Origin of the sequence: Flavobacterium endophyticum (genome assembly GCF_003634455.1) — a bacterium.
In the GTDB taxonomy this organism is placed as follows: Bacteria; Bacteroidota; Bacteroidia; order Flavobacteriales; family Flavobacteriaceae; genus Flavobacterium; species Flavobacterium endophyticum.
The window spans coordinates 25,070-50,411 of record NZ_RBLC01000002.1 but is presented as its reverse complement, the minus strand read 5'-3'; the positions used below and the strand labels follow the sequence as shown (position 1 = coordinate 50,411).

Sequence of the window (25,342 nt, the reverse complement as noted above, 5' to 3'; positions counted from 1 at the left end):
ATCCTATTGCTAAAATGCTTTTTTGTCTTTTTGTTTTATATTTAGTATTGGCATTCAGGATAACAAACGAGACAGAATTGCACTACAAAATGACTTATAACTAATTTAGCTAATGAGATACCTATTCCAAACTTGGTCGCCAAGCTTTTGGATTCCATAACCTAAATTTTCGGTTTCTAGTTTTTGCGATGAATTATCATCAAAAATCAGTTCGAGGTAGAGTTTTTGGTCTTCTTCGCAGACGTTCCATTTTCCGTTATATTTCTGAGTATTTTGATTCGGCAGATAGAAATTTCCGCCTGAAACATTGCTGAAGGATTCGAGAACATAAACAGAACTGAAATCTGGATATAAAAAGAGGGCATATTTCTGTTCTTCATACCAACCTTCGTCGGAATAATCAGTGTCGCTGTTTACTTTTTCTAGACGCAGCACTCTATTTGAAAGAATATTGATCATTCGGTTTATTGAGGGATTCATAGATTGTAAGGTTTTAAATTGCACTTAACTTGTTGTATAAAGGTTATTTGATATACGCACTTTATCAGCTTTCTCACAAAAAACAACGGTATAAAATTGATTTTTTATAATTGTATGTAAAAGAGCTTATTTCCTGTATTTTTTAATAGTTATTCCTGAGCAGACAAGAAATAAGGCTTGATAAAAAAGGGGAATTTTCCCCTTGCAACATTTTTCCAATTAAGATAGTTTTGTTGCTTATTAACAACTTAAACTTTTAAAACATGAAAAGCTCAAAAACTATTTTTTTAGCTGGATTATTTTGTTTAACTTTTTTCCTCCAATCTTGCAGCGAAGACAGAATTTATGAAAAGCCTACCCAATTGATTACAAATGATTTAGCGCTACAGTTGAATAGCAATTATAATATGAATACATTGCAATCAAAAGCTGCGACTGTTGATAGTATTAGGGAAGATGCCAATGCTGTGTGGTATTCTGTAGAAGAACTAGAGAGATATATTAATTATGTGAAAACGGAAGGAATTAATAAAGGATATACAGTCGATGGTATCAGAATGTATTTTGGTAAATATCCAAATGATCCGAAATTAGGAGAGAAAGCAGGAATGACGACCGTATTTCTTTCGCCGACAGGAGCAAAAAGTGACGAGCAGAAAGCGGGAACAGGAACGTCGAATAGCACAGCTGACCAAGAGGAAAATCATTATGATATAACCGATCTTTCTCCAATGAATTACGGATCAATGGGCAATCCTCCAAAAATGACATATCCTTATAATAAATAATGTTAGAAAACTTAAGATTTTATAGTATTTACTTAGCTTTATTAGCAGGAATTGTAGGGTTGTTTTTTCTTTACAAACTCCCTGGTCATAAAGCTAAGTCTTTGCTAGGCATGATCTTTTTTTCTGTCCTGACGGAATTTGTCGGAAGCAATCTGACGCGATGGACAGGACTCATAAATTATTGTGTTTTTAATATTTATATACTTGTTAGCTTTACTTATTATTTGATTCTCTTGAAATACTTATTGGTTCATCGAAACCACAAGAGATTCGCCGATATACTCCTTATTATTTTTGTTCTTTTTTATATATGTGATTTTATTTTTATACAAAAAACGATATTTGAGGCATTTACGTTTAGTTTTGCTTTTGGAGTTATATTTGTTTTAATACTATCATGTTTGTACCTTGTGGAAATATTTAACTCAAAGAAAATTTTGAATTTCGGAAAATCGATTTTTTTTTGGTTTATACTTGGCGTCTTGCTTTTCCATGTTCCTTTTTTGCCCTTTATGCTGGCTATTAAGTGGTTTTTGATAGAAAGCAACGAAACTATTTACAGCTTGATGCTGTTTATTTTAAATCTTTTGATGTACGGTTGTTTTATAATCGGATTTATATGGAGCGAAAAGAAATACAATTACTAGTTATTTCATTAAGCATTGTACTTTTTACTTTGCTGATACTGATTCTAGTACTGTTTTTCTATTTTCATAAAAAGAAAACCAATTTTTTAATCGAAAAGATGGAATCCGATCTTCATTTTCAATCAGAGCTGGTGAAATCCAGGATTGAGATGAAAGACCAGACATTGTCGGAAATCAGCAGGGAGCTTCACGATAACATCGGACAAATATTATCAGTAGGCATCATGCAGATTAACTTGTACATGCAAAATCAGAAAGAAGTCAGCCGAGACGACCTAAACGATTTAAAAGGCATGTTGTCTAAGTCACTAGACGAAATCAGAACTTTGTCAAGAATAATCAATAGAGATAACTTACTCGAATCTAATTTTTTAGAAGCCATACAATTGGATTTAGAACGAATCCGAAAGCTCAAAAAAATTGATTGCACTTTTAGCCTGAAAGGAGATTTTCCTGAAATAAATGTAGAGCATGAATTGATTATCTACAGGATTTTCCAAGAAGCCATCCTCAATATTTTAAAACATTCTCATAGCGAAGTAATCGATTTCCAGATTGACTGTCTTGACAACGATACCATACAAATGAAGCTGACCGACCACGGAATTGGTTTTAATGCAAAGAAAAAAAGCAGCGGTTCAGGGCTTAATAATATAATTGTCCGTGCAAAACTTATTGGGGCTACCGTTTTGATTGAGTCGGATAATTCAGGAACCAAGCTATTATTTACTTACCCAAAAAGAATAAGCAATGAAAACTAGTACAAAAAATAAGGTCATTATAGTAGACGACCATCTGCTGTTTTCGCAGTCGCTGAAATTTTTGATTAACAGCTTTAACGACTTTGAAGTCACGCATAGTTTTGAAAACGGCAAAGAATTCATACAGTTTCTCGAGCAAAAAGAGAATTTAGACATCGAGGTCGATTTGATTCTTTTAGATGTCAATATGCCTATCCTGGATGGCTTGGGGACAATGATGTGGCTTAAAGAAAACAGGCCCGATTATAAGGCGATAGCACTTTCTGTAAACAATGAAGAAGATATTATCATCAAAATGATCAAGAATGGCGCGAAAGGCTATCTGTTGAAAGATACAACACCTACAATTTTCTATGATGCGCTAAAAACCGTAATAGAAAAAGGATACTTTTTTACGGAAATGGTTTCTGGGATTTTAGTAAACAGAATCGATAATAAAGACAAAAAGCTCGAATTTAAAGAAAAAGAATTGGACTTTATCAAGCGTGCTTGCAGTGAAAAAACCTATAAGGAAATTGCAGACGAAATGTGCCTGAGTCCCAAAACGATTGACGGCTATAGAGAAAATATCTTTGCCAAACTGGAAATAAAGACAAGGATAGGCTTGGTTTTATATGCGATAAAAAATAAAATCGTCTGTGTATAATTAGGCATAAAAAAACTCCATTAATCTAATGGAGTTTTTTATTGATTATGTGTTATTCTAATATTCGGAAGAATTTCCAATTTCATCTAATTCATTCTTATCGTCGATTCCTACAGCGTTTGCATAAATCATATACTGCATCGAATAGATAATCGGTATGGTGAATATAATTCCGATACAAAAAGCAAAAATTCCTAAGCAAGCTAAAACCACAGCTAAAATCATCAATCCTAAAAGAATAAGGAAATTTTTTGATACAAGCATCAAGCTTCCTTGAATAGCATCAACAGCTTTAAGATTTCCGAAAATGATCAATGGGGTAGTGAACAAGGTCAGAAGCAAGATAATATAACTTATTATCGCGCCAATAATCGGAACTCCAGATAACTCTAGTGCTGTGCTGATACCATTACTGCAGATACCAATCAATACTCCGGCAAGCACAATTTCTTTCAAATATTCGCTTTTGTAATAATAAAAAAGCGTAGAAAAATCGAAATCCTGTCTTGCGTCAGCATGATGGGCAACCCTCAAGATTCCAGCATAAAAAGGCTTGATGAGTGCAACTGCAATCACGCCGCCTACAAGGGTAACGATGATTCCGGCAGCCGAAAAGTTTTGAATCTGGAAGTCGGCAATGTCGCGACCAAAAGCATCCAATCCGACAAAAACGCCTGCCAAACCAATTATGATTCCCAAGAATACGATGGAAACAAGCAATATTCCTGCTCCAGTAATCCAGACAATTTTCTGGTAATTATTAAAAGTTTGAGAAAGAACTTCGCCAAATTCAAGTGAATATCCATCACGCTTGATGTTTTCGAGCTTTTCTTTCGTTGTAGTAATTTTGTACATAGTAAATTAGTCCGTTTGTCGCGCGAAAGTAATCAATATTTTTTATTTTTTTGGTATCAGAACCATTTCAGCAATTTCCGTATCATTTTCAGCTTGTTATTATAAGGAGCATAGCGTAGGGGAATATCAAGCCATGTCGCTTTTTTTACGATTGATTTCTGGTGGGAGAATGTCTCGTAGCTCTTTTTGCCATGATAAGCTCCGATACCGCTGCTTCCAACACCGCCAAAAGGCAACCTTTTATTCGAAAAATGGACTACGGTATCGTTTATGCAACCGCCTCCAAATGAAAATTTCTGGATGATACGTTCGGCAAAGGCCTTATCTTCCGTAAAGGCATATAAAGAAAGCGGCTTTTCGTATCTAGAAATAATTTTCTCTAAGTCGTTTTCGGTTTCATAAGAAAGGAGCGGAAGCAACGGCCCGAAAATCTCATCTTTCATGATATTGCTGTCTAGCGTGGGTTCATCAATCAGAGTAGGAGCGATATACAGCATTTCTTCGTCATGTATTCCGCCCGCAATTACTTTACCTTCTTCAATCAAACTTATGAGTCTGAGGAAGTTCTTTTTGTTTATAATCCTCGTAAAGTCAGGAGAAAGCGCTGGATCTTCGCCAAAAGCATTGCTGATTTCTTGTCTCAATAAGCTGATAAACTTGGCCTTGATGCCTTTTTGTATGAGAAGGTAATCTGGAGCAATACATGTCTGTCCGGCGTTGATGAATTTTCCCCATACAATCCGTTTTGCGGCTATTTGCAGGTTGGCGCTTTTGTCAATAATACAAGGGTTTTTCCCGCCTAATTCTAAGGTAACAGGAGTGAGGTTGGCCGCTGCCGCTTTAGCCACTTCTTTCCCTACAGCAACGCTTCCAGTGAAAAAAATATAATCCCATCGTTTGGAGAGCTGGCTTTTGGCAACATCGGCATCACCCAACACGGCAACCACTTCTGAAACCTCAAAAGTTTCCCTGATAATTTTAGAAATCAGGCTTGAGGTGTGCGGAGTCAATTCCGAAGGTTTCAATACAATAGAATTTCCAGCCGCATACGCAGCAATTAGAGGACAAATGGCCAATTGGAAAGGATAATTCCAAGGCGAAATGATAAGTGTCTTTCCGTAAGGCTCCGTATAAATATAATCTGACGAAGGGAAATTAAGTATTGAAGCTCTGACTCTTTTTGGTCGTGCCCACGAACGTATGTTTTTTATCGTATCCTTTAAATCAGATTGTACTACGTTTATTTCTGTGAGGAATGCTTCAAAAGCAGGCTTCTTGAAATCCTTATGCAATGCGGCGATAATTTCCTCTTCATGGAGCGAAATGGTATGGGAGAATTTCTTGAGTTTTTCTTTTCTGCGGTTGATTTCCTTTTGATCCATCATTTTTAAATTATTGCAAGCCTATTCGAAAGCCCAGATAGAAATCTGCCTGTTCGCCGTCATTAATCAAAGCGGTAGCGATAGAGCTGGAACCGATAAAAAATCCTCCGGCCCTGATTCCTAATCCAGCGGTAAATCCAGAAATTTCATTAGAAGCCAAAGGAGCATACACTTCAAAGCTTTCTGTTGAATATCTTGGCGTTACTGAAAATACATTTTGCGCCGTAATCTGGTCGTCGCTGTCATCTTTGTTCATTTTTTGCTGTCCGAAAACAGTAACGTAGAAATCAGGAATGATTTTCACATCTGCATAGGCAGAAAAAACAGTTGGCAGTTTTACTTTAAAATCACGTGAAGATGAGGTTGTCGTTAAAAAACCGCTCTCTAAAAGAATTTGTTCTATTTCTTCAAAGCTTTCGACATTTTCAAACTGGTTTAGGTCTAGCGACTGCCCAGCAGGTATGTTGAGTTCGTAATTGGTATTGTTGTTATTGTCGGATTTAAAAGTCATGCTTCCGATATTGCGCACTGCAGCACCAGCATTGATCTTGTAGCCGTCGTTATCGTCTTTCCATTGATAATTGACGCCAAGGTCTGTGGCAAAGCCGTTTAATTTTCCAAAAATTGAACTTGTATAATTGCTGAAATCAGTAAAATTTTCTGCCAAATCTCCAGAATAGGCGATATTCAATCGTGCTGTAGCATCGGTCATTTCAACATCACCGAGATTGTTTGTTATGGTTCCAGAAAATCGATCGAGTCCTAGGTTGGCATACGATCCTGGAAATAATAGCTTTAGCGTAACGCCGACATTAAATTTGTGCTCGTCGTCTTCATAAACGTTTCTTGAAACCCCGAAGGCAATTTCTCCCCAAGTCGTACCGTTGGCACGCTGATTTTTATTGCTTTCAATTGTCGTGGCTCCAAAAATAGCGCTCAAGGCTCCATTCGTAACAGCATCACCAATAGTCGGATCTACGTCGGTAAAATTGACTTTTCCGTAGGCTTTAGTCGCGAAAGAAAAGGCCCATTTGTCCATTTTCATAGCAAATGCAGGACCATAGACTTCGCCGTCGAAACGCAAATCGACATCTTCGTTTCCTTCAAAAAGCTTTTGTTCAAGGTCATCGCCGCTTACCAAATCATCAAATCCAAGCCTGTTGTTGGAGAGATTAAAGCTTCCTGAAAAGACACCAATTTCATATTTGGTTTTCAAGTTAGCGAGTTCTGCCGGGTTGGCAGCAGCATTTAAAAGTCCACCTCTTCTTGAGGTAGAGATTCCTGAAAAGTGGTCTTGCGAAAAACTGCTTGCCGTAATCAGGAGGCAGGAGAAAATTAATAGTTTCATAGCGGTAGTTTTTTTGTATAAATTTAAGGGAATTTTCGGCTTAAAGTTATCAAATTAACGCAAAAAACTATTATTTATTCTTAAAAAGATTAAATCGCTTTCCATATAGGGTCGTTAGGAACTGGGGCGATTATTTCTAAAGATTCTTTAGTCACGGGATGAATGAAGACAAGCTTTCTGGCATGCAAATGTATGCCACCATCAGGATTGCTTCTGTCAGCGCCATATTTTAGGTCGCCTTTAATTGGCGAACCGATAGCAGCCAGTTGTGCGCGAATCTGATGATGCCTGCCCGTATGCAGATTGATTTCGAGCGCAACATAATTGTTTAGCTCTTTGATTATTTTGTAATCTAAGCTGGCAATTTTGCTGTCGGGAACTTCTTTTAAATGGGCTTTTGAAGTATTGTTCTTTTCGTTTCTTTTTAAGTAATGGACTAATTTGGCGGAAGCTTCTGCAGGTTTGTTTTTTACGACAGCCCAATAGGTTTTTTGGGTTTCCCGGTTTTTGAACAATTCGTTGAGCCGAGTCAAGGCTTTAGATGTCCTTGCAAAAACGACGATTCCTGTAGTAGGTCTGTCTAGTCGATGTACGACACCGAGAAAAACTTCGCCAGGCTTGTTGTATTTTTCCTTGATATAGTCTTTGACAACATCGCTCAAAGGCTTGTCGCCTGTTTTATCGCCTTGGACGATATCACCAACGCGTTTGTTGACGACAATAATATGATTGTCCTCGTGCAAGACTTGAAGATTATCCTTTGTGGAAAGCGTTTTCATTGTTTTTGAAGATTAGATTTTCGGGTATTCAAAAGACAATTAGTATTGTTCTTTCTCGTTTGGAAAATCTTTTGACTTCACATCGGCAACATATTGTCCGATTGCAGTCGTCATTCCTTCATATAAATTCATGTATCTTCTCAAGAATCGCGGACTGAATTCGTTGTTCATTCCAAGCATGTCATGGATTACCAAAACTTGCCCGTCGACACCGCCTCCGGCACCGATTCCGATTACAGGTATGGAAATACTTTGAGCTACTTTTTCAGCTAAATGGGCAGGGATTTTTTCTAATACAAGCGCAAAACAGCCTAATTTTTCAAGCAGTTTGGCATCTTCTAGTAATTTTTCAGCTTCTGCATCTTCTTTAGCACGAACACTATAGGTACCAAACTTATAGATTGATTGCGGTGTCAAACCTAAATGTCCCATTACAGGAATTCCAGCATTTAATATCTTTTTTATAGAATCTTTAATTTCGCTTCCGCCTTCTAGCTTAACAGCATGTCCGCCACTTTCTTTCATGATTCGGATGGAAGAACGCAAGGCCTCTTTAGGATCAGACTGGTAACTTCCGAAGGGCAAATCGACTACTACTAATGCTCTTGTTATCGCCCTTACAACACTAGAGGCATGATAAATCATCTGGTCTAATGTAATTGGCAACGTAGTTTCGTGGCCGGCCATTACGTTTGAGGCAGAATCTCCAACCAAGATTACGTCAACACCAGCTGTATCAACAATTTTTGCCATGGTGAAATCATAGGAAGTCAACATCGAAATTTTTTCGCCATTGGCTTTCATTTCAATCAGCGATTTGGTCGTAATTCTCTTGTAATCTTTTTTTGCTACAGACATAATGTAAAAATTATAAGATGTAAATGTACAAATTGCTTTATTTATGGCTGTAACATAAACCGTATTTTTTATACTAACTTTATGCTTTGGAATATTAAATAGTTCATCATGAGGAAATTACTTTTTATTGTTTTCTTGCTGCCTTTTCAGCATTTGGCCGCGCAAGAATCAGAAATCAAACATTCTATAGAAATCTTTTTTGATGGTTTTCATTCTAGAGACAGCCTGAAAATAAAATCGGTTTGCGACGCAGGCCTGATATTGCAGTCTATTTCTGAAAGCTCAAAAGGGACTAAGCTGTCAACTGAGAAAGCTTCGGACTTTATAAAATCGATTGTCAGCATTCCTGACAAGATGAAATTCGAAGAGCGGTTACTTTCCTATAAAATTCAGGTTGATGGCGCTATGGCACATGTATGGACGCCGTATGAGTTTTATGTCAACGGAAAGCTAAGCCACAAGGGAGTCAATTCTTTCCAATTGTTTAAAGAAAAAGAGACTTGGAAAATCATTTATATTGTGGATACCCGAAGGAAAGGCTGAATCAGCTAATGCTGGTTTTTAATTTAATAGTGAATTCGCTTCCGAATCCTAGATTGCTTTCTACAGAAATCGTTCCTCCTTGTGCTTCAATAAATTCTTTGCTGATGGCAAGGCCGAGTCCTGTTCCTTCTTTTTCGGCTCCGGGAACTCTGAAATACTTATCAAAGATTTTGTTTTTATATTGTGGGGAAATCCCGATTCCGTTGTCTTTAACGCTTATTTCAAGAAAACTTCCTTTAGCTTCTGCGGTAATGACTACCGTTGAGTTTTCATACGAATAACGGATCGCATTAGAAATCAGATTGGAAACGACCCAGGTTGTTTTTTCTTGATCGCCAGCTATTTCGGGCAAAAATTCGGGAAGATTCAGATGCAAGCTGATGTTTTTTTGTTCGGTCAATATTTTTGTAGCTTCAACGGCATCGGCAATAATTGTTTTTGGATCACAGTTTTCAATCTTTAGCTGTGTTTTTCCTGTCTCTACCTGCGTAATATTTAATAATTCTCCAGTGGTCCTCAGCAATCTTTTAGCATCGTCTTTTATACTGGAAACCAATTGTTTTTGCTCCTCATTTAAATTTCCGATGCTGTCGTTTTCAAGCAGTTGCAGGCTCATTTTCATGGAAGCAATTGGCGTCTTGAATTCGTGCGACACCATAGCGATAAAGTTCGTCTTCGCAAAATCCAGTTCTTTATAAGCTGTCACATTACGCAAGATTATAAAAGAACCGATTAGTTTTTTTTCTTCTTCGCCTGTTGGCAAGACAAGAATAGGCACGACTTGTTTTTCGAAATAGCTTTCCTTGTTATCGGCATAAATTTTCAGGGTTTCTTGTGGTTTTTTAGTATTTTCACTAATAAGATGCTGTAGCAGCGAACGGACAAGGTCATTAGAAAGCGCTACTTCGCTGGCTGACTTTCCAATAATATCGCTCGCTTTCAACCCCGAGATTTTTAAAGCTTCTTCATTGGCAAAAAGGATGTTGTTTTTGTCATCAAGGCCAATGGCTGGATCTTGCATATTGTTGATGAGCGTTTCGATTCTTTTTTTCTCCATCATCAGCTTGGCCAAATTGCTGTCGCTGTATTCCTGGAGTTTTCCCGCCATTGTATTGAAGGACTTCGCAAGATTGCCAAATTCATCGTGTGTTTCAAAATTGACGCGTTGGGAATAGTTTTTTGCAGCAATTTGTCGGATGCTTTCCGTCAGGTCTTTTATAGGATTTGCAATATCGCTAGGCAGGTTGATGAGCAAAGTAAAAGCAATCATAAAGCAGGTGAGGCCTGTAATAGAAATCCAAAAGATAGCACTGTCGGCTGTTTTTTTTGCCACGATGCTTTTTCTCTGTATCGCATCCATGTTGATTTTCATGATGTCGTTGAGGTCTTTTCGGATCTGACTGGCAATGGATTTGTTTTCGGGCTGTAATTGGAATGCTTTTGCATCTTCAGACAAGCTTTGGGTGAGCTCTTTTTCTCCAATTTCTGTGACATTCTGGTTCTGCAATTTCAAAAAGCGATTAAAATTTTCGAAGGATTGTTTTTCACCTTCGATCTTATCAAGCTCTTTCATCATATTGCGGGAATAGTCTAGGGAATTGTAATTGGCAACAAGAATATTTTCGGTGTCGTTTGCAATAACGTGTACTTGTCTTACGGCCAGAGCCACAAGCAAGACAATCATAAAGAAAAGTAATCCGACTCCGAGCCTTAATTTTGTTTTAATTCGCACAGTTGATAGTTTATAGGTGATAATTTATAGTTGATAGTTTATAGTTGAGAATGGATAGTTTCTAGTTTATAGTTGATAGTTGAGAATGGATAGTTTCTAGTTTTTAGTGTGGTTTGTCTAGGTTTACTCTGGATGTCTTGACAATTGCGGTAAGCATTTTGATCAGTTCGACACTATCTTCGTAAAGGGATTGAAATTCTTTTTCCGATAGATAATGGGTTTCGTGTAACAAACGGAGCCAATATTCAGTTTCTTGTGCTTCTTTCAGCGAAATATTCATCTTGTTGCTAAAATCTTTTTTTGATGCGCCTTGCAAGGCTTCGCAGATGTTTGCTCCAATTGAAGTACCGCTTCTGACTAATTGTTTTGATAAAATAAATTCCTTTTTGTTTTCTGAAATATGCTGATACAATTTTACGATTCTCACAGCAAACAGAAATGATTTTTCTTTGATAATGCTATTCTTCATAATTACTTTTTTATGGCTTAAACTTTCAACTAAAAACTTTCAATTCTCAACTAAGAATAATCAAATCAATTTCACTCGAAGATAGCTTATTTAATAATTCTTTGAAAGCATTTGTGGAAAGAATAATCTTCATCAGATTCATTCTGGGTTTTCCGATGCAGACTGTCGTAATGCCTTTGTTTTCGGCTTGTTCTATGATTGCTTTGGCAATTTTAGTGTGTTCAATTTTGATGACTTCGGCTCCTAATTCGGTTGCCAATTTGAAATTGTTAATGAGGTGGCGCTGTTTGTCTAAAGGAATCTTATCGGCACTTTCACGGGGAAGCTGTACATACAGTACATACCATTTGCTGCTGTTGTAATAATTTGCCAAGCGGGCTGTTTTTCGAATTACTTTTTTAGCGGTTTCCTCGTTGCTGCTGATACAGGCCATAAATTTTTCATGTCGGGAACCTTTGTTTTTCGGAACTTCAATTTCTACTTTTCGTTCGACTTGGCTGGCGACTTCTTTCAAGGCTAATTCTCTCAATTGCAGAATGTGCTCGCTTTTGAAAAAGTTTTTCAGCGCCATTTCAATCTTTTCGGTCTTGTATATTTTTCCTTCTTTGAGCCTTGTAATCAGCTCGTCAGCTGTCAAATCGATGTTTACGACTTCATCGGCCTGTGCCAAAACGCTATCTGGAATGCGTTCCTTTACCTCAATTCCGGTAATGTATTTTATTTCCTCGTTCAGGCTTTCGATGTGCTGGATGTTTACGGCGCTGATTACATTTATGCCAGCTTCCAGTATCTCGAAAACATCCTGCCAGCGTTTTTCATTTTTGCTGCCTTCGATATTGGTGTGGGCGAGTTCGTCTACAATTACGACTTCCGGACGGAGGCTGATAATGGCCTGTACATCCATTTCCTCCAGCTCTTTTCCTTTGTAGAATAACTTTCTTCTTGGAACAAGAGGGAGTCCTTCAAGCAGTTCGTGGGTTTCTTTACGATTGTGCGTTTCTATGTAGCCGATTTTAACGTCAATACCATTTTTTAATAGCGAATGGGCTTCTTGAAGCATCCGAAAAGTTTTGCCTACACCGGCACTCATGCCGATGTAGACTTTAAACTTCCCTCTTCTTGATTTTTGGATTAAGTTTAAAAAATGCTGTACGTTATCTTCTCTTTTACTTTCCAAAATAGTGTGTTTAGGTATTAAAACGATAGTGCCAATGAGGTAACGGCTACAAAGTTTTGTTTTGTAGGATCGCCATTTTCGGTGAATATTTCATCTTTGCTGTTCAAGCTTCGGGCTTCGATTCTCCAAACGACATTATCGTAAATGCTGTAATCAAAGTTAACGGAATACCCAAAAGTTTTAAATCCATTAGGAGTTTCAGTAGCGATAATTACGCCGTTTTCGTCTGCATAATATTCTCCTCTTGCGCTGATGCTGACTTTATCTGAAGCCTTATATTTTGCGATCAAGACAGGAGAATACCATGAATTATAACTGTCGCTTCCTTTTTCTTTTTGCTCGGCTCCAATATCAAAACCCGCTGTCAGACCCCATTTTTCGTTTAACTGAAAGATGCCATATAAATTGTGAAAGTAGCGCATTCTTTTATCAGTATCAGGTTTGTCATTTCCAACAAACGAACTGCTGTTCAATGTGATAGATGCGTTTGGTTTATACGTTACTTGATGTCCGAAAGCCAAGGTTTTGTTGCCGTCAACCCGTAGGATTCTTTGCCATCCGTTTAAGACAAGCCCGCTAAGAAACCATTTTCCATTGTCGGTAGTATAGGATATTTTGGCACCGCTTTCATAATAAGGCGAATTATCAGCCAAGATGCTTCGGGTTAGTGTCCAGCAGTCTTTGCCGACGGCACTTTCAAATCCGATATGCGAGGCAAAAATTCCGGCATCGACCCACAGGTTTTTTGTTTTTGATATTTTGACACCTGCATTGGCTTCATAAATATTTTTAAGGATGCCTTCTTCTGCGGCAAGATTGGCATTGCCATAGGTTCCAGTCATGATGGCAAGATTGGCCCTGACATTGTCTTTTTCATAATTGGCCTTGATGAAACCTAAGTTTAAGGCGACTTCGTTATGTCTGTTATGTGAATAGATGAATCCTGGTCGGGTATTGTTTTCAGGCGCTCCAAAATCATAGGCATAATAGGCTTCTACATAGCCTGAAATTTTCAAAGGCGATTCTGATTTTTTCAGCGTGTCGGTTTGGGCTCCTGCGAAAGAAGTTATTGCGATAAAAGCTGTGGTAGCTAAATTTTTCATTTTTATTTTAGTTTATCTAAACCGATGTTTAATTGTAATACGTTTATTTTTTCTGGACCAAATACGCCTAGGAGCGGCTTTTCTGTATTTTCAGCAATAAGCTTTTCTAGTTTTGACTCTTCAATGTTTCTAGTTTTTGCAATACGCTTGATCTGTACTTTTGCACCTTGTACCGAAATGTTTGGGTCTAATCCGCTGCCGCTGGCGGTAACCAGATCGGCAGGAATTTCATTTGCTTTTATATCAGGGTTTTGGATCAGGAAGGTGTCGATTCTTTTTTGGACTTCTGCCAGATATTCAGGATTGCTTGGTCCTTTATTGCTTCCGCCAGAACCCGCTGCGTTATATCCTACGGCAGACGGCCTAGAATTAAAATATTTAGCATCGGTAAAAGACTGGCCAATGTTTTTATAGAATTTCTTCCCGTTGCTTTCAACCACAATTCCTTTTCCCTGGTTTGGTGCTATCTGGGCTATTCCAAAGATGAACAGCGTGTAAATTCCAGCGAAGAAAACGATGGTTGCCAAGGTTAATTTGATTCCTATTACTATATAATTTTTCATTTCTGTAGTGTATTAGATGAAGAATGTCACGATAATGTCAATAATTTTTATTCCGATGAAAGGAACAATGATACCTCCCAGGCCATAGTACAAAAGGTTTCTTCTCAATAAAGCAGAGGCACCGATTGGTTTGTAAGTCACCCCTTTTAAAGCCAGCGGAATCAAAAACGGAATCACTATGGCATTAAAGATAACAGCTGATAGGATAGCGCTTTCAGGGCTGTGCAAGTGCATGATGTTTAGTCCTTGCAAGGCTGGAATTGCGGTAATGAACAGGGCAGGGATGATAGCGAAATATTTGGCTACGTCGTTGGCGATACTAAAAGTGGTCAAGGTTCCTCGAGTCATCAGCAATTGTTTTCCGATTTCTACGATTTCAATCAGTTTGGTAGGGTCATTATCTAAGTCTACCATGTTTCCGGCTTCTTTGGCAGCTTGGGTACCGCTGTTCATGGCAACGCCTACATCGGCTTGCGCAAGGGCAGGAGCATCGTTTGTTCCGTCACCCATCATCGCGACAAGCTTGCCGCGCATCTGTTCTTCTTTGATGTAATTCATCTTATCCTCAGGTTTGGCTTCGGCAATAAAATCATCGACTCCGGCTTTTTCAGCAATGAATTTGGCGGTCAGCGGATTATCTCCTGTTACCATTACTGTTTTGACTCCCATTTTTCGCAAGCGCTCAAAACGTTCTTGGATTCCAGGCTTGATGATGTCTTGCAGTTCAATTACGCCTAATACTTTATCGTTTTCAGAAACGACCAAAGGCGTTCCTCCGTTGCTAGAAATTTCGGTTACCTTTTCAGCAGTGTCTTTTGGAAATGTATGTCCGGCATATTCACTTAGTTTTCGGATAGAATCATAAGCTCCTTTTCGGATTTTTGTACCATCAGGAAGATTAACACCGCTGCTTCGTGTTTCGGCAGTAAATTTTATCAAAGTGGCTCCTTTTACAGAAAGGTTTTTTGATGCTTCTTTGCCTGCTAATTCTATAATTGATTTACCTTCTGGGGTTTCATCGGCTAAAGACGAAAGAATGCTTGCTTTTATAAATTCGCTCTCGGATACGCCAGTTGTAGGATAAAAATGAGTTGCTTTTCTGTTTCCGATCGTGATGGTTCCTGTCTTGTCTAAAAGCAGTACGTCAATATCACCAGCAGTTTCTACTGCTTTTCCAGATTTTGTAATCACGTTGGCACGTAAGGCTCTGTCCATTCCAGCAATACCAATGGCTGACAACAATCCACCGATGGTTGTCGGGATCAAGCAGACAAACAATGAAATAAAAGAAGCGATGGTTATTGTGATGTTGGCATAATCAGCAAAAGGTTTTAAAGTGACGCAGACAATGATAAAAACCAAGGTAAAACCTGCTAATAAGATAGTCAAGGCAATCTCATTTGGCGTTTTTTGGCGTGAAGCCCCTTCGACCAAGGCAATCATTTTGTCCAAAAAGCTTTCGCCTGGTTCTGTGGTAACTTTGACTTTAATCTTGTCAGAAAGTACTTTTGTACCGCCTGTTACGGAGCTTTTATCACCTCCAGCTTCTCTGATTACAGGAGCACTTTCTCCCGTAATGGCGCTTTCGTCGATAGTGGCAAGGCCTTCAATGATTTCTCCGTCGGTCGGAATCGTGTCGCCCGCTTCGCAGATGAAAATATCGCCTTTGGCAAGGCTAGAGGATGGTACGATTTGCAATTCATCAACATACATTTCTCCAATCGGAAAAATTTTCTTTGCAGGCGTTTCTTCTCTGGTTTTTCGCAAGCTGTCCGCTTGTGCTTTTCCTCTTGCTTCCGCGATTGCTTCTGCAAAATTAGCAAACAGCAAGGTAAACAACAAAATGATGAATACCGTGAAGTTGTAGACAAAACTGCCTTGTGACTGTTCTCCTGTGAGAATCCAAAGGCAAACGCAAAGCATGACAGCGGTTCCGATTTCTACAGTAAACATAATCGGATTTCGGAACAGCGTTGCCGGATTAAGTTTCAGAAAAGACTGGGCAAAAGCTTCTTTCAGCAGTTCTTTTTGAAACAGTGATTTATTTTGAGTTTTCATTTTTTTTGAAAATCAGTTGATTAATAAAGAGTGAAATATTCTGCAATCGGTCCTAGCGTCAAGGAAGGGAAGAAGGATAAGGCAGCGATAATAAAGATCACGGCAAAAACCATAAGTCCAAACGTTGATGTGTCGGTTTTTAAAGTTCCCGCGCTTTCAGGAATATGTTTTTTAGAGGCTAAAATTCCGGCTATAGCTACGGGTCCGATTATCGGAAGGAATCTTGAAAGCAATAAGACAATTCCGGTTGTAATATTCCACCATGGATTGTTGTCGCCAAGTCCTTCGAAACCACTTCCGTTATTGGCTGCAGAGGAAGTGAACTCATACAATATCTCGCTGAATCCGTGGAATCCTGGATTGTTCAACGTGCTGGCTCCTTGTTCAGGAAAAGCGGTTGACAAAGCAACGCCAACCAAGATCAGGAAAGGATGCAACAATGCGATAATCATGGCAATCTTCATTTCTCGGGCTTCGATTTTTTTACCTAGAAACTCGGGAGTTCTTCCGACCATCAATCCGCTGATAAATACAGCTAGGATAATAAAGATGTAGAAGTTTAAGATTCCGACACCGCATCCGCCATAAAAGCAGTTGACCATCATGGCAAGAAGCTGGTTCATTCCAGACAAAGGCATCGCGCTGTCGTGCATCGAGTTGACAGAACCTGTAGAGATTACGGTTGTCGCAATGCTCCAATAGCCAGAGGCTGCTGCTCCAAAACGCACTTCTTTTCCTTCGGTCGCACCAGCTGTAGTGTCGATTCCCATTTGGGTAATGGCAGGATTTCCGTTCATTTCGGTAATAACAGTCGGAATTGTCAATGCTAGGAATCCGATAGTCATTACGCCAAAAATCATCCAAGATAATTTTCTTCGGTTCAAATAGAATCCTAAGGCAAATACCATAGCAAACGGAACAATCATTTGGGCGATCATCTCGACTATATTGGTCAGGTAATTAGGGTTTTCAAGCGGATGAGCAGAATTGGTACCGAAAAATCCTCCACCGTTTGTTCCTACGTGTTTTATGGCAGTAAAAGCGGCAACAGGACCTGTCGAAACTTGAACAGCATCTCCTTGTAATGTTGTCATTTCTTGCTTGCCTTCAAAAGTCATCGGAGTTCCGTTAAAAAGCAGCACGGTTGCTACGATTACGGAAATTGGCAATAAGATTCGAGTACATGACTTGATAAAATAATTGTAAAAGTTACCAAGGGTTTCTGTCGTTCTTTCTTTTAACGCATTGAACAAGACAGCCGCTGCGGCCAATCCGATTCCGGCAGAAACAAACTGCAGGAACATCAAGAAGAGCTGGCTGAGGTAGCTTACGCCCGTTTCTCCAGAATAGTGCTGCAGGTTGCAGTTGACCAAAAAGGAAATAATCGTATTAAACGCCAAATCGGGCGTCATGTTTGGATTATTGTCTGGATTGAGCGGCAGCCAGCCTTGGCAGAGCAGTACGATCATTCCTAAGGCAAACCAGACTACATTGATGGCCAGTAATGCGACCATGTGCTGTTTCCAGTTCATTTCTTTTTTAGCATCAATGCCGCTGACTTTGTAGAATAGAGTTTCAATCGGGACAAAGACAGGGTCTAAAAAAGTCTTTTGTCCTAAGTACACTTTGGCGATGTACCTCCCTAATGGTATGGCTAAAATCAGGGTCAGGACAAACATGGCTATAATTCCTATAATTTCTGTGTTCATTTTTTAAAATTTTTCAGGTTTGAGTAAGACATAGATGATATAGGCAAAAACAGCGAGGGCAATAAGAAATAAGGCTATCATAATTTTAGATTTTATCAAAATAGTAAATCGATACATAAAAAAGGGCAAAGCAGAGCAGCCCTACGATGGTGAGGATAGCAATTGTCATACTCCAGAAGTATTAATTTGTTTTACATATTCCTTGTGCAGCGAAATCGGCAACAATTGCGAAATCTTCAATCGGTTCATTTCCATATAATGCGAAACCGAAAACAGATAGACATTCGTAATTGCGTTTTTCATTTCTACATTGCCTTTGACAAGCAATTCTTCGGCTAGGGCAAGGCATCTTTTTGTTCGAGCCATTTTACCTAATTGGAGACTGCTGATGGTAATTTCTGCCAAGCGCTCCATTTTTTTGATAAGGCTATCATTGAAATTTTTCATATGATTAAGTTATTTTCGAAGCCTTATGCCAAATTAGAGTCCAATTTTTTGGCAGGACTGCTAAAGCGCTTGTTTCCTATGCTTTACATTTTATTGGGACGTATGCCAAAAGAAAAACCCTATCGAAATGATAGGGTTGGCACTTTCAAAATGATAGGTATTTAGCTGATTTTGTATTCCTCAAGCTTCCTGTATAAGGTCGTCAGGGCAATATTTAGCAGCTTTGCAGTTTCTGTTTTATTGTGGTTGGTATAGTTTAATACCTTTTGGATATGAATTTTTTCGGCAGAAGCTAGAGAAAAAGCGGATAAGACAGGTGCTTCTCCTGTTGTTTCAGAAGCTTTCAATTGCTGGATTTCCAAAGGAAGGCAATCGGTAGTCAAAATGTTTTCCGTTTCTAATATGACGCTGCGTTCCAAGACATTTTTCAGTTCTCGGATGTTGCCGGGCCAAGTATGCAGTTTTAACAGCTGTATGAATTCTCCTGAAAAGGATTTGATCTTTTTATTGGTTTTCAAAGCAAAGAAATGCAGGAAATGATTCGCCAAAGGCTCTATATCTGCAACTCGTTCTCGCAAAGCGGGCAATTGGATTTGGAATACCGAAAGACGGTAGAATAAATCCTGCCTAAAATGGCCTGCCTCTATTTCTTTAGCCAGATCTCTGTTGGTAGCGGCAATAATCCTTACATTGACTTTGGTTGGCTTGCTTTCACCGACTTTTATAAACTCCCCGTTTTCGATGACACGCAATAATTTTGCCTGAAGATCTAGGGCCATTTCACCGACTTCATCTAAAAATATGGTTCCGTTGTTGGCTTCTTCAAACAATCCCTTCTTGTCTTTTGAGGCTCCCGTAAAAGAACCGGCAATATGGCCAAACATTTCGCTTTCTAATAAATCATGACTGAAAGCGGAACAGTTGATGGCGACAAAAGGTTGATTCTTTCGCAAGCTCGATTGGTGAATGGCGGAAGCAAAAACTTCTTTTCCTGTTCCTGTTTCTCCTGTCAACAAAACAGTCGTGTCTGTAGGTGCTACTTTTCTCGCTAGTTCGATAGATTGCTGCAGTGATTTGGAGCTTCCTATGATTCCGTCAAACGAAAGCTTGGTGTCCAGTTTGGCTTCTAGCTGGGCAATTCTTTGGGTCAGATTACTTTTTTCGATGGCACGATGGAGCAGGGGAATGATCTTATTGTTGTCGTCGCCTTTTACAATATAATCAAAAGCACCGTTTTTTATCGCTTGAACGCCATCGGGAATATTTCCGTAGGCCGTCAGCAAGATCACTTCGGTCTGTGGCGATTTTTCTTTGATGGCAATGGTCAGGTCGACGCCGTTTCCGTCGGGAAGCTTGACATCGCAGAGCACGACATCAAAAAGCTGCTGTTCTAGTTTCTTTAATCCAGATTTGCAATCTCCGGCTTCTACGACTTCAAAACCTTCAAGGCCGATAATACGGGCCATCAGGCTTCTTAATTTTTCTTCGTCGTCAATGATTAGAATTTTTTTCAAAGGGAATAGAATTTAAGCAGACTCAAATATCAGAAATTAATTAATTTTACGCCATTGGGTATCAGTGTAACGATACTGAGGGTTAACGACATCATTATAGGTTCTTAGCTTGTAATGATTTTCATCCGTAAATAGCAATTCTGCAGAGGTATTAAAAGTGCTTATTAAATAGCCATTTAATGGTGAATAATACCATAAACCAATCGATACATTACTTAATGTACACTCAGTAGCCCCGTTACTCATACGAAATGTTGTTCTTATGCATTGACCATTTGTTTTATACTCAAGTGTAGAAAGATCATTGCAAGGTAGTAAAACATTAGAAACATTATAAACAGTTCCATCAGCTTTATATTGAGTTGATTTTTCTAATACCCATTTACCTATTAGTGGTCGGTATGTATCTATATTGTCAGTAGCGCTATCATCATCAGATGAACATGATAGAATAAATAAGGATGTTATTAAAATAAATAATATTTTTTTCATAATTAATAGTTTTAGGTATTATAGTAATTGGTTTTACTGGTATAGTTAAAAAACAAAAAACAGAATATTTTTATACGATCATAGTAACTCTTAGGATAAAGAACAAATATATATTAAGCGAAGTATAAACTAAATATATGTTTACATCTTTTTTATGCTTCTCCTAAAATTCTACTATTTTAAAGGCGTATTATATTTTGTACTTGTATAGGTGCTCACAAAAGACCTCAAAGATTTTGTTTTTCAGGTTTTAAGTAAAGTATTGGAATATCTCTAACAGTCAGCCATGTTGACGCTGATGGCCAAACCACCTTCGGAAGTTTCCTTATATTTCGTATTCATATCTTTTGCCGTTTCCCACATCGTATTGATAACCTTGTCTAAAGGCACTTTGGCATTCTTAGGATCAGTTTCTAGGGCTAATTCTGCGGCGTTGATGGCCTTGATAGCGCCCATGGTATTTCTTTCGATACACGGAATCTGAACCAAGCCGCCAATCGGGTCGCAGGTCATTCCCAAATGATGTTCCATTGCAATTTCTGCAGCCATAAGTACTTGTGCCGGTTCGCCGCCCATCAGTTCGCACAAAGCTGCTGCTGCCATGGCAGAAGAAACTCCGATTTCGGCCTGACAACCGCCCATTGCTGCGGAAATCGTAGCGCCTTTTTTAAAGATACTGCCGATTTCGCCAGCCACCATCAAAAACTGCTTGATTTCTTTTTCTCCCGCTTGGTGGTTTTCAATCACCATATAGTACATCAAGACGGCCGGAATAACGCCAGCGCTTCCGTTGGTCGGAGCCGTTACGACTCTTCCAAGTGAAGCATTCACTTCGTTGACTGCCAGTGCAAAACAGCTGACCCATTTTAGGATCTGGCGGAATTTTACTTCTGTCTTGCGAATAGTCTCCAACCATTCTTGCGGATTGCTGTAATTGGCCAGTCCGATAAGGTTCTGGTGCATGTCGAAAGCACGTCGGCGTACGTTGAGTCCGCCAGGCAAGATGCCTTCAGAATGGCAGCCGATGTACATGCATTCGAGCATGGTATTCCAGATGCGCATCAATTCGCTGTGGATGTTTTCTTCCGTGCGCATTGACTTTTCGTTTTCATAAACGATTTCAGAAATGCTTTTGTTTTCCTTGATGGTATAATCAAGCAGTTCTACCGCATTTTGTATCGGGAAAGGAAAGGCGCATTTTATGGCCTCCTTTTTAATCGCATTCGCTCTTTCTTCTTTTACGACAAAGCCGCCGCCAATAGAATAGAACGTCGATTCGTATTCGCTATCGGCAGTATAGGCGGTAAAAGAAAATCCGTTAGAGTGGAAAGGAAGGAAGTTTTTATTAAATACGATATCCGCTTCCATGTCAAACGGAATCATAGTCTCGCCCGCTAAAGGCAATTGCTTGCTTTTCTTGATCTCAGCAATGATTTTATCGATATTCTCAATCGGAATATACTCAGGATCGGCACCTGTCAGGCCTAACATGACGGCCAAATCAGTAGCATGCCCTTTTCCTGTCAGCGAAAGCGAGCCGAACAAATCTACTTTGATTCGGATGACCTTGCCTAAGATGTTTTCTTCACGAAGCTCTTTCAAAAAGCGTTCTGCTCCGCGCCAAGGTCCTAAAGTGTGGGAACTCGACGGGCCGACGCCAATCTTAAGCATATCAAATACCGAGATACATTCTTCCATAGTAATTACAAGACAATTTTACGCAAATATAATTTTTTTACGATTGCGAAAACGTTGTAAATTTATTAAATGTGCATTATTCCTAGATGATTTTAGAAATTTGATATAATTGGGTGATTTAAAGAGGGTTGGTTTGATAAAGTCGTAAAGTTGCAAGTCGTAAAGTTGCAAGTTGTAAAGTTGCAAGTTGTAAAGTTGTAAAAAGTATAAGGCATGTTGGTGAGGTCTTAAAATACGTTTATGGCGAGTCGTCTAACAGAGTTGACAGGCTAAAGTGAGGTCGTTTTGAGGTGTCTAACAGAGTTGACGGCTTGTTTCAGCTCGGGAGAGACTGTCTAACAGAGTTGACAGGCTAAAGTGAGGTCGTTTTGAGGTGTCTAACAGAGTTGACGGCTTGTTTCAGCTCGGGAGAGACTGTCTAACAGAGTTGACAGGCTAAAGTGAGGTCGTTTTGAGGTGTCTAACAGAGTTGACGGCTTGTTTCAGCTCGGGAGAGACTGTCTAACAGAGTTGACAGGCTAAAGTGAGGTCATTTTGAGGTGTCTAACAGAGTTGACAGGTTAAAGTGAGGTCGTTTTGAGGTGTCTAACAGAGTTGACAGGCTAAAGTGAGGTCGTTTTAAGGTGTCTAACAGAGTTGACAGGCTAAAGTGAGGTCATTTTGAGGTGTCTAACAGAGTTGACAGCTTGTTTCAGCTTGGGAGAAGCTGTCAACTGCGATAAATGGGTTGCCGTTCAGAATTTTCGCCTTCCAAAACGAAATTTCTTTACATTTGGATTCTTATTAACTGTTTTATGAAAAAACTATTCATTGTCTTGATGCTGTCTTGTTTATCAAGTAGGGCACAAATCAAGAGTCCAGCAGAATTTTTGCCGAATTACGGAAAGCAGGTCAGCTTTTATAGCGAACTCGAATCTTATTACGCTCATCTAGTTGCCAATTCTAATTGGATACAGCATAATCCGTATGGCTTTACTTCGCAAGGACGCACCCTGAATACCTATTATATTTCGACGCCGGACAACTTGAAAAACTTAGAAAGCATTCGAGAAAATCACCTGTATTCGATTGGCATGACCGATAAAAAACCTGCCACTGCAAATGAAAAAGCGATTGTCTGGTTAAGCTTTAACGTACACGGCAATGAAATAGGTGCGGCAGAAAGCGCCATGAAAGTAGCGTATGAACTGCTCAATCCTCAGAATGTAGAAACTAAAAAGTGGCTCGAGAATACGGTCATTATTTTAGACCCGTGCCTAAACCCTGACGGTTTTTCACGATATGGCAACTGGCTCCGTGATATTTCTGGAAAAAACATACATACGGAATTAGCGGATAGGGAACACATGGAACCATGGCCGGGCGGAAGACAGAATCATTATGCCTACGATCTCAATAGGGACTGGGCGTGGCAGACACAAGTCGAGACGCAGCAGCGCATGGTAGTGTACAACCAATGGATGCCGCAAGTGCATGTAGACGTTCATGAAATGGGCTATAACGAGCCTTACTTTTTTCCGCCGGCGGCAGAACCGTTTCATGACTTTATCACCAAGCCCCAACGCGATTTCCATAACGCTATTGGCGAGAATACCTCTAAAAAATTCGATGCCCAAGGCTGGAGCTATTATACTAGAGAGCGCTTTGATTTGTTTTATCCAAGCTATGGCGATACCTATCCGAGTTTTAATGGTGCTATCGGAATGACCTACGAACAAGGAGGCATCGGTGCCGGACGTGCTGTAATGATGCAGAACGGAAGCATCCTTACCTTGCAGGACAGGATCAATCATCATTCAGTTGCCGTATTGACTGCTGTAGAAACAGCATCGAACAGAAAGGAAAAGCTGATTGCGGATTTCAAGGCGTATTTTAAAGACAGCCGCCAAAACCCCAAAGGAAAATACAAGACCTATGTCATAAAAAATAACGGCAAGTCAGAACAGCTGGCGGTATTGCTGCAACAGAACGGTATTGAGTTTGCGTATGCCGACGAAACCAAAAAGCTGTCGGGCTATCACTATCAATCCGACAAAGACAAGCCGTTCACGATTGAGCCCAACGATATGGTGATTCAGGCGAGCCAGCCAAAATCGGTCTTGACGCAGGTATTGTTTGAGCCGAACCAGCGATTGTCCGACAGCTTGTCTTACGACATTACGGCTTGGGCCTTGCCGCATGCTTTCGGCATTGAAAGCTATGCTTTAAAAAATGCGCTGTCAGTAAAATCCAAGACCCAGCTCAATCACCCAGATAAGATTGTTGCCGAAAATGCTTTTGCCTTTTATATTCCGTGGAACAGCAGGGTTTCAGCTAAAATTGCGGCTGGACTATTGCGAAAAAATATCAAGGTACGTTCTTCAAGAAAGGCATCTGCTTTTGGCGCTATCAAGATAGGGCTGGGCGATCTCATCGTATTGAAATCGGACAATCGCCAACTGCCTGATTTTGAAAAGACATTGGAGAGCTTATTGATTGAGAAATCGGACTATAACGTTATCAAGAGCGGCTTTTCTGTCAGCGGAAGCGATTTAGGCGGTGAAAACTATCCGTTGCTGCGTGCGCCGAAAGTCTTGCTTCTAAGCGGCAGCACTATCAGCCCGACCGATTTCGGACAGGTTTGGTTTTATATGGACCAGATCATCAATTATCCTGTCAGTATTGTAGATGTAAACGATCTCAGGAGAATCAGCCTCTCCGAATTTACCACCTTGATCTTGCCTGATGGCTGGTATGACCTGTCCGACAGCCAGAAGAAAAATATCGATGACTTTATTTCAAAAGGGGGGAAGGTAATTGCCCTGCAAAATGCCCTAAGCTTGTTTGAAGACAGGGAAGGCTACAGCCTTACGCAATATGCCACCGACGAAGAGAAAGACGAAGCCAAAAAAGAAAGCAATGAAGAAGCATTGAAATTGCGCTTTCAGCAATACCAGAATGCGGAAAGGCGTTCGATTTCCAACGCCGTTCCTGGAGCCATCGTAGAAAATGTATTGGACAAGACGCACCCGCTTTCGTACGGACTGGGCGATACCTATTACAGCCTGAAAACATCGGACAAGCATTTTAAGATATTGAAAAATGTATGGAATGTGGCGTATGTTCCTGAACACTACAAAAGCTTTGGCTTTATCGGCAAGAACCTCAAAAAGAAACTAGAGAATACAGCTTCTTTTGCTGTAGAGCCGATCGGCAAAGGACAGGTAATCTATATGATCGACAATCCGCTTTTCAGGGGATTTTGGGAAAACGGAAATTTACTGTTTAGCAATGCCTTGTTTTTAGTCGACTAG

At 39.6% G+C, this 25,342-nt stretch carries 23 protein-coding genes; 5 read left to right on the top strand and 18 right to left on the bottom strand.

The window, feature by feature from the left end:
• Positions 1-105: 105 nt before the first annotated feature.
• The gene (locus CLV94_RS09830; RefSeq protein ID WP_147406613.1) at positions 106-480 is read right to left on the bottom strand and encodes a hypothetical protein; all 375 of its coding nucleotides are present in this window, start codon (positions 478-480) and stop codon (positions 106-108) included.
• Between the two features lie 263 nt (positions 481-743).
• Here CLV94_RS09830 and CLV94_RS09825 point away from each other — a divergent pair, with 263 nt between their 5' ends.
• From CLV94_RS09825 to CLV94_RS09810, 3 genes are all read left to right on the top strand, one after another.
• Positions 744-1,268, top strand: a complete 525-nt coding sequence (locus CLV94_RS09825) for a hypothetical protein (RefSeq protein ID WP_245982525.1) — start codon at positions 744-746, stop codon at positions 1,266-1,268.
• A gap of 619 nt (positions 1,269-1,887) precedes the next feature.
• Positions 1,888-2,676, top strand: coding sequence for a sensor histidine kinase (locus tag CLV94_RS09815; protein ID WP_121376319.1), 789 nt, complete (start codon positions 1,888-1,890; stop codon positions 2,674-2,676).
• Positions 2,666-3,322, top strand: a complete 657-nt coding sequence (locus CLV94_RS09810; RefSeq protein ID WP_121376318.1) for a response regulator — start codon at positions 2,666-2,668, stop codon at positions 3,320-3,322. Before CLV94_RS09815 ends, CLV94_RS09810 begins: the two co-directional genes overlap by 11 nt.
• 57 nt (positions 3,323-3,379) lie before the next feature.
• On the opposite strand, the gene CLV94_RS09805 is transcribed toward CLV94_RS09810, so the two are convergent.
• The 5 genes from CLV94_RS09805 to panB all read right to left on the bottom strand — a co-directional run bounded on the left by CLV94_RS09805 (position 3,380) and on the right by panB (position 8,544).
• On the bottom strand, positions 3,380-4,177 hold the full coding sequence (locus CLV94_RS09805; protein WP_121376317.1) for a hypothetical protein: 798 nt from the start codon (positions 4,175-4,177) through the stop codon (positions 3,380-3,382).
• Positions 4,178-4,233: 56 nt separating this feature from the next.
• The gene (locus tag CLV94_RS09800) at positions 4,234-5,559 is read right to left on the bottom strand and encodes an aldehyde dehydrogenase (protein ID WP_121376316.1); all 1,326 of its coding nucleotides are present in this window, start codon (positions 5,557-5,559) and stop codon (positions 4,234-4,236) included.
• Between the two features lie 10 nt (positions 5,560-5,569).
• Positions 5,570-6,907, bottom strand: coding sequence for a hypothetical protein (locus CLV94_RS09795; RefSeq protein WP_121376315.1), 1,338 nt, complete (start codon positions 6,905-6,907; stop codon positions 5,570-5,572).
• 89 nt (positions 6,908-6,996) lie between these two features.
• Positions 6,997-7,686 carry an RluA family pseudouridine synthase gene (locus CLV94_RS09790; RefSeq protein WP_121376314.1) on the bottom strand — a complete coding sequence of 230 codons (690 nt, stop codon included), beginning with the start codon at positions 7,684-7,686 and terminating at the stop codon, positions 6,997-6,999.
• 39 nt (positions 7,687-7,725) lie between these two features.
• Entirely contained in the window at positions 7,726-8,544 is an 819-nt protein-coding gene (gene panB / locus CLV94_RS09785) for a 3-methyl-2-oxobutanoate hydroxymethyltransferase (protein WP_121376313.1), read from the bottom strand.
• A 108-nt stretch (positions 8,545-8,652) separates the two neighbouring features.
• Here panB and CLV94_RS09780 point away from each other — a divergent pair, with 108 nt between their 5' ends.
• Complete coding sequence (locus CLV94_RS09780) at positions 8,653-9,087, top strand: nuclear transport factor 2 family protein (protein WP_121376312.1); 435 nt, start codon at positions 8,653-8,655, stop codon at positions 9,085-9,087.
• A gap of 1 nt (position 9,088) precedes the next feature.
• Here CLV94_RS09780 and CLV94_RS09775 read toward each other — a convergent pair whose 3' ends face one another.
• The 12 genes from CLV94_RS09775 to CLV94_RS09720 all read right to left on the bottom strand — a co-directional run bounded on the left by CLV94_RS09775 (position 9,089) and on the right by CLV94_RS09720 (position 22,049).
• On the bottom strand, positions 9,089-10,819 hold the full coding sequence (locus CLV94_RS09775) for a sensor histidine kinase (protein WP_121376311.1): 1,731 nt from the start codon (positions 10,817-10,819) through the stop codon (positions 9,089-9,091).
• A 103-nt stretch (positions 10,820-10,922) separates the two neighbouring features.
• Positions 10,923-11,288 (bottom strand): four helix bundle protein, encoded by a 366-nt coding sequence (locus CLV94_RS09770; protein WP_121376310.1) that lies wholly within the window; start codon positions 11,286-11,288, stop codon positions 10,923-10,925.
• A 46-nt stretch (positions 11,289-11,334) separates the two neighbouring features.
• Positions 11,335-12,465, bottom strand: a complete 1,131-nt coding sequence (locus tag CLV94_RS09765; RefSeq protein WP_121376309.1) for a sensor protein KdpD — start codon at positions 12,463-12,465, stop codon at positions 11,335-11,337.
• Between the two features lie 17 nt (positions 12,466-12,482).
• Positions 12,483-13,568, bottom strand: a complete 1,086-nt coding sequence (locus tag CLV94_RS09760) for a porin (protein ID WP_121376308.1) — start codon at positions 13,566-13,568, stop codon at positions 12,483-12,485.
• A 2-nt stretch (positions 13,569-13,570) separates the two neighbouring features.
• Positions 13,571-14,131, bottom strand: coding sequence for a K(+)-transporting ATPase subunit C (locus CLV94_RS09755; RefSeq protein ID WP_121376307.1), 561 nt, complete (start codon positions 14,129-14,131; stop codon positions 13,571-13,573).
• A gap of 12 nt (positions 14,132-14,143) precedes the next feature.
• A complete protein-coding gene (gene kdpB / locus CLV94_RS09750; RefSeq protein WP_121376306.1) occupies positions 14,144-16,189 on the bottom strand; it encodes a potassium-transporting ATPase subunit KdpB in 2,046 nt (681 codons plus the stop codon).
• 20 nt (positions 16,190-16,209) lie between these two features.
• Complete coding sequence (gene kdpA, locus CLV94_RS09745; protein ID WP_121376305.1) at positions 16,210-17,898, bottom strand: potassium-transporting ATPase subunit KdpA; 1,689 nt, start codon at positions 17,896-17,898, stop codon at positions 16,210-16,212.
• 3 nt (positions 17,899-17,901) lie between these two features.
• Positions 17,902-17,979, bottom strand: coding sequence for a potassium-transporting ATPase subunit F (locus tag CLV94_RS17260; RefSeq protein WP_121376613.1), 78 nt, complete (start codon positions 17,977-17,979; stop codon positions 17,902-17,904).
• Between the two features lie 84 nt (positions 17,980-18,063).
• Positions 18,064-18,345 (bottom strand): DUF7674 family protein, encoded by a 282-nt coding sequence (locus CLV94_RS09735; RefSeq protein WP_121376304.1) that lies wholly within the window; start codon positions 18,343-18,345, stop codon positions 18,064-18,066.
• A gap of 161 nt (positions 18,346-18,506) precedes the next feature.
• Entirely contained in the window at positions 18,507-19,859 is a 1,353-nt protein-coding gene (locus CLV94_RS09730) for a sigma-54-dependent transcriptional regulator (RefSeq protein WP_121376303.1), read from the bottom strand.
• 36 nt (positions 19,860-19,895) lie between these two features.
• Complete coding sequence (locus tag CLV94_RS09725) at positions 19,896-20,351, bottom strand: hypothetical protein (RefSeq protein WP_121376302.1); 456 nt, start codon at positions 20,349-20,351, stop codon at positions 19,896-19,898.
• Between the two features lie 273 nt (positions 20,352-20,624).
• A complete protein-coding gene (locus CLV94_RS09720; protein WP_121376301.1) occupies positions 20,625-22,049 on the bottom strand; it encodes an L-serine ammonia-lyase in 1,425 nt (474 codons plus the stop codon).
• Positions 22,050-22,843: 794 nt separating this feature from the next.
• On the opposite strand from CLV94_RS09720, the gene CLV94_RS09715 reads away from it, so the two are divergent.
• Positions 22,844-25,342: a M14 family metallopeptidase gene (locus CLV94_RS09715; protein ID WP_121376300.1), complete on the top strand. Its 2,499-nt coding sequence runs from the start codon at positions 22,844-22,846 to the stop codon at positions 25,340-25,342.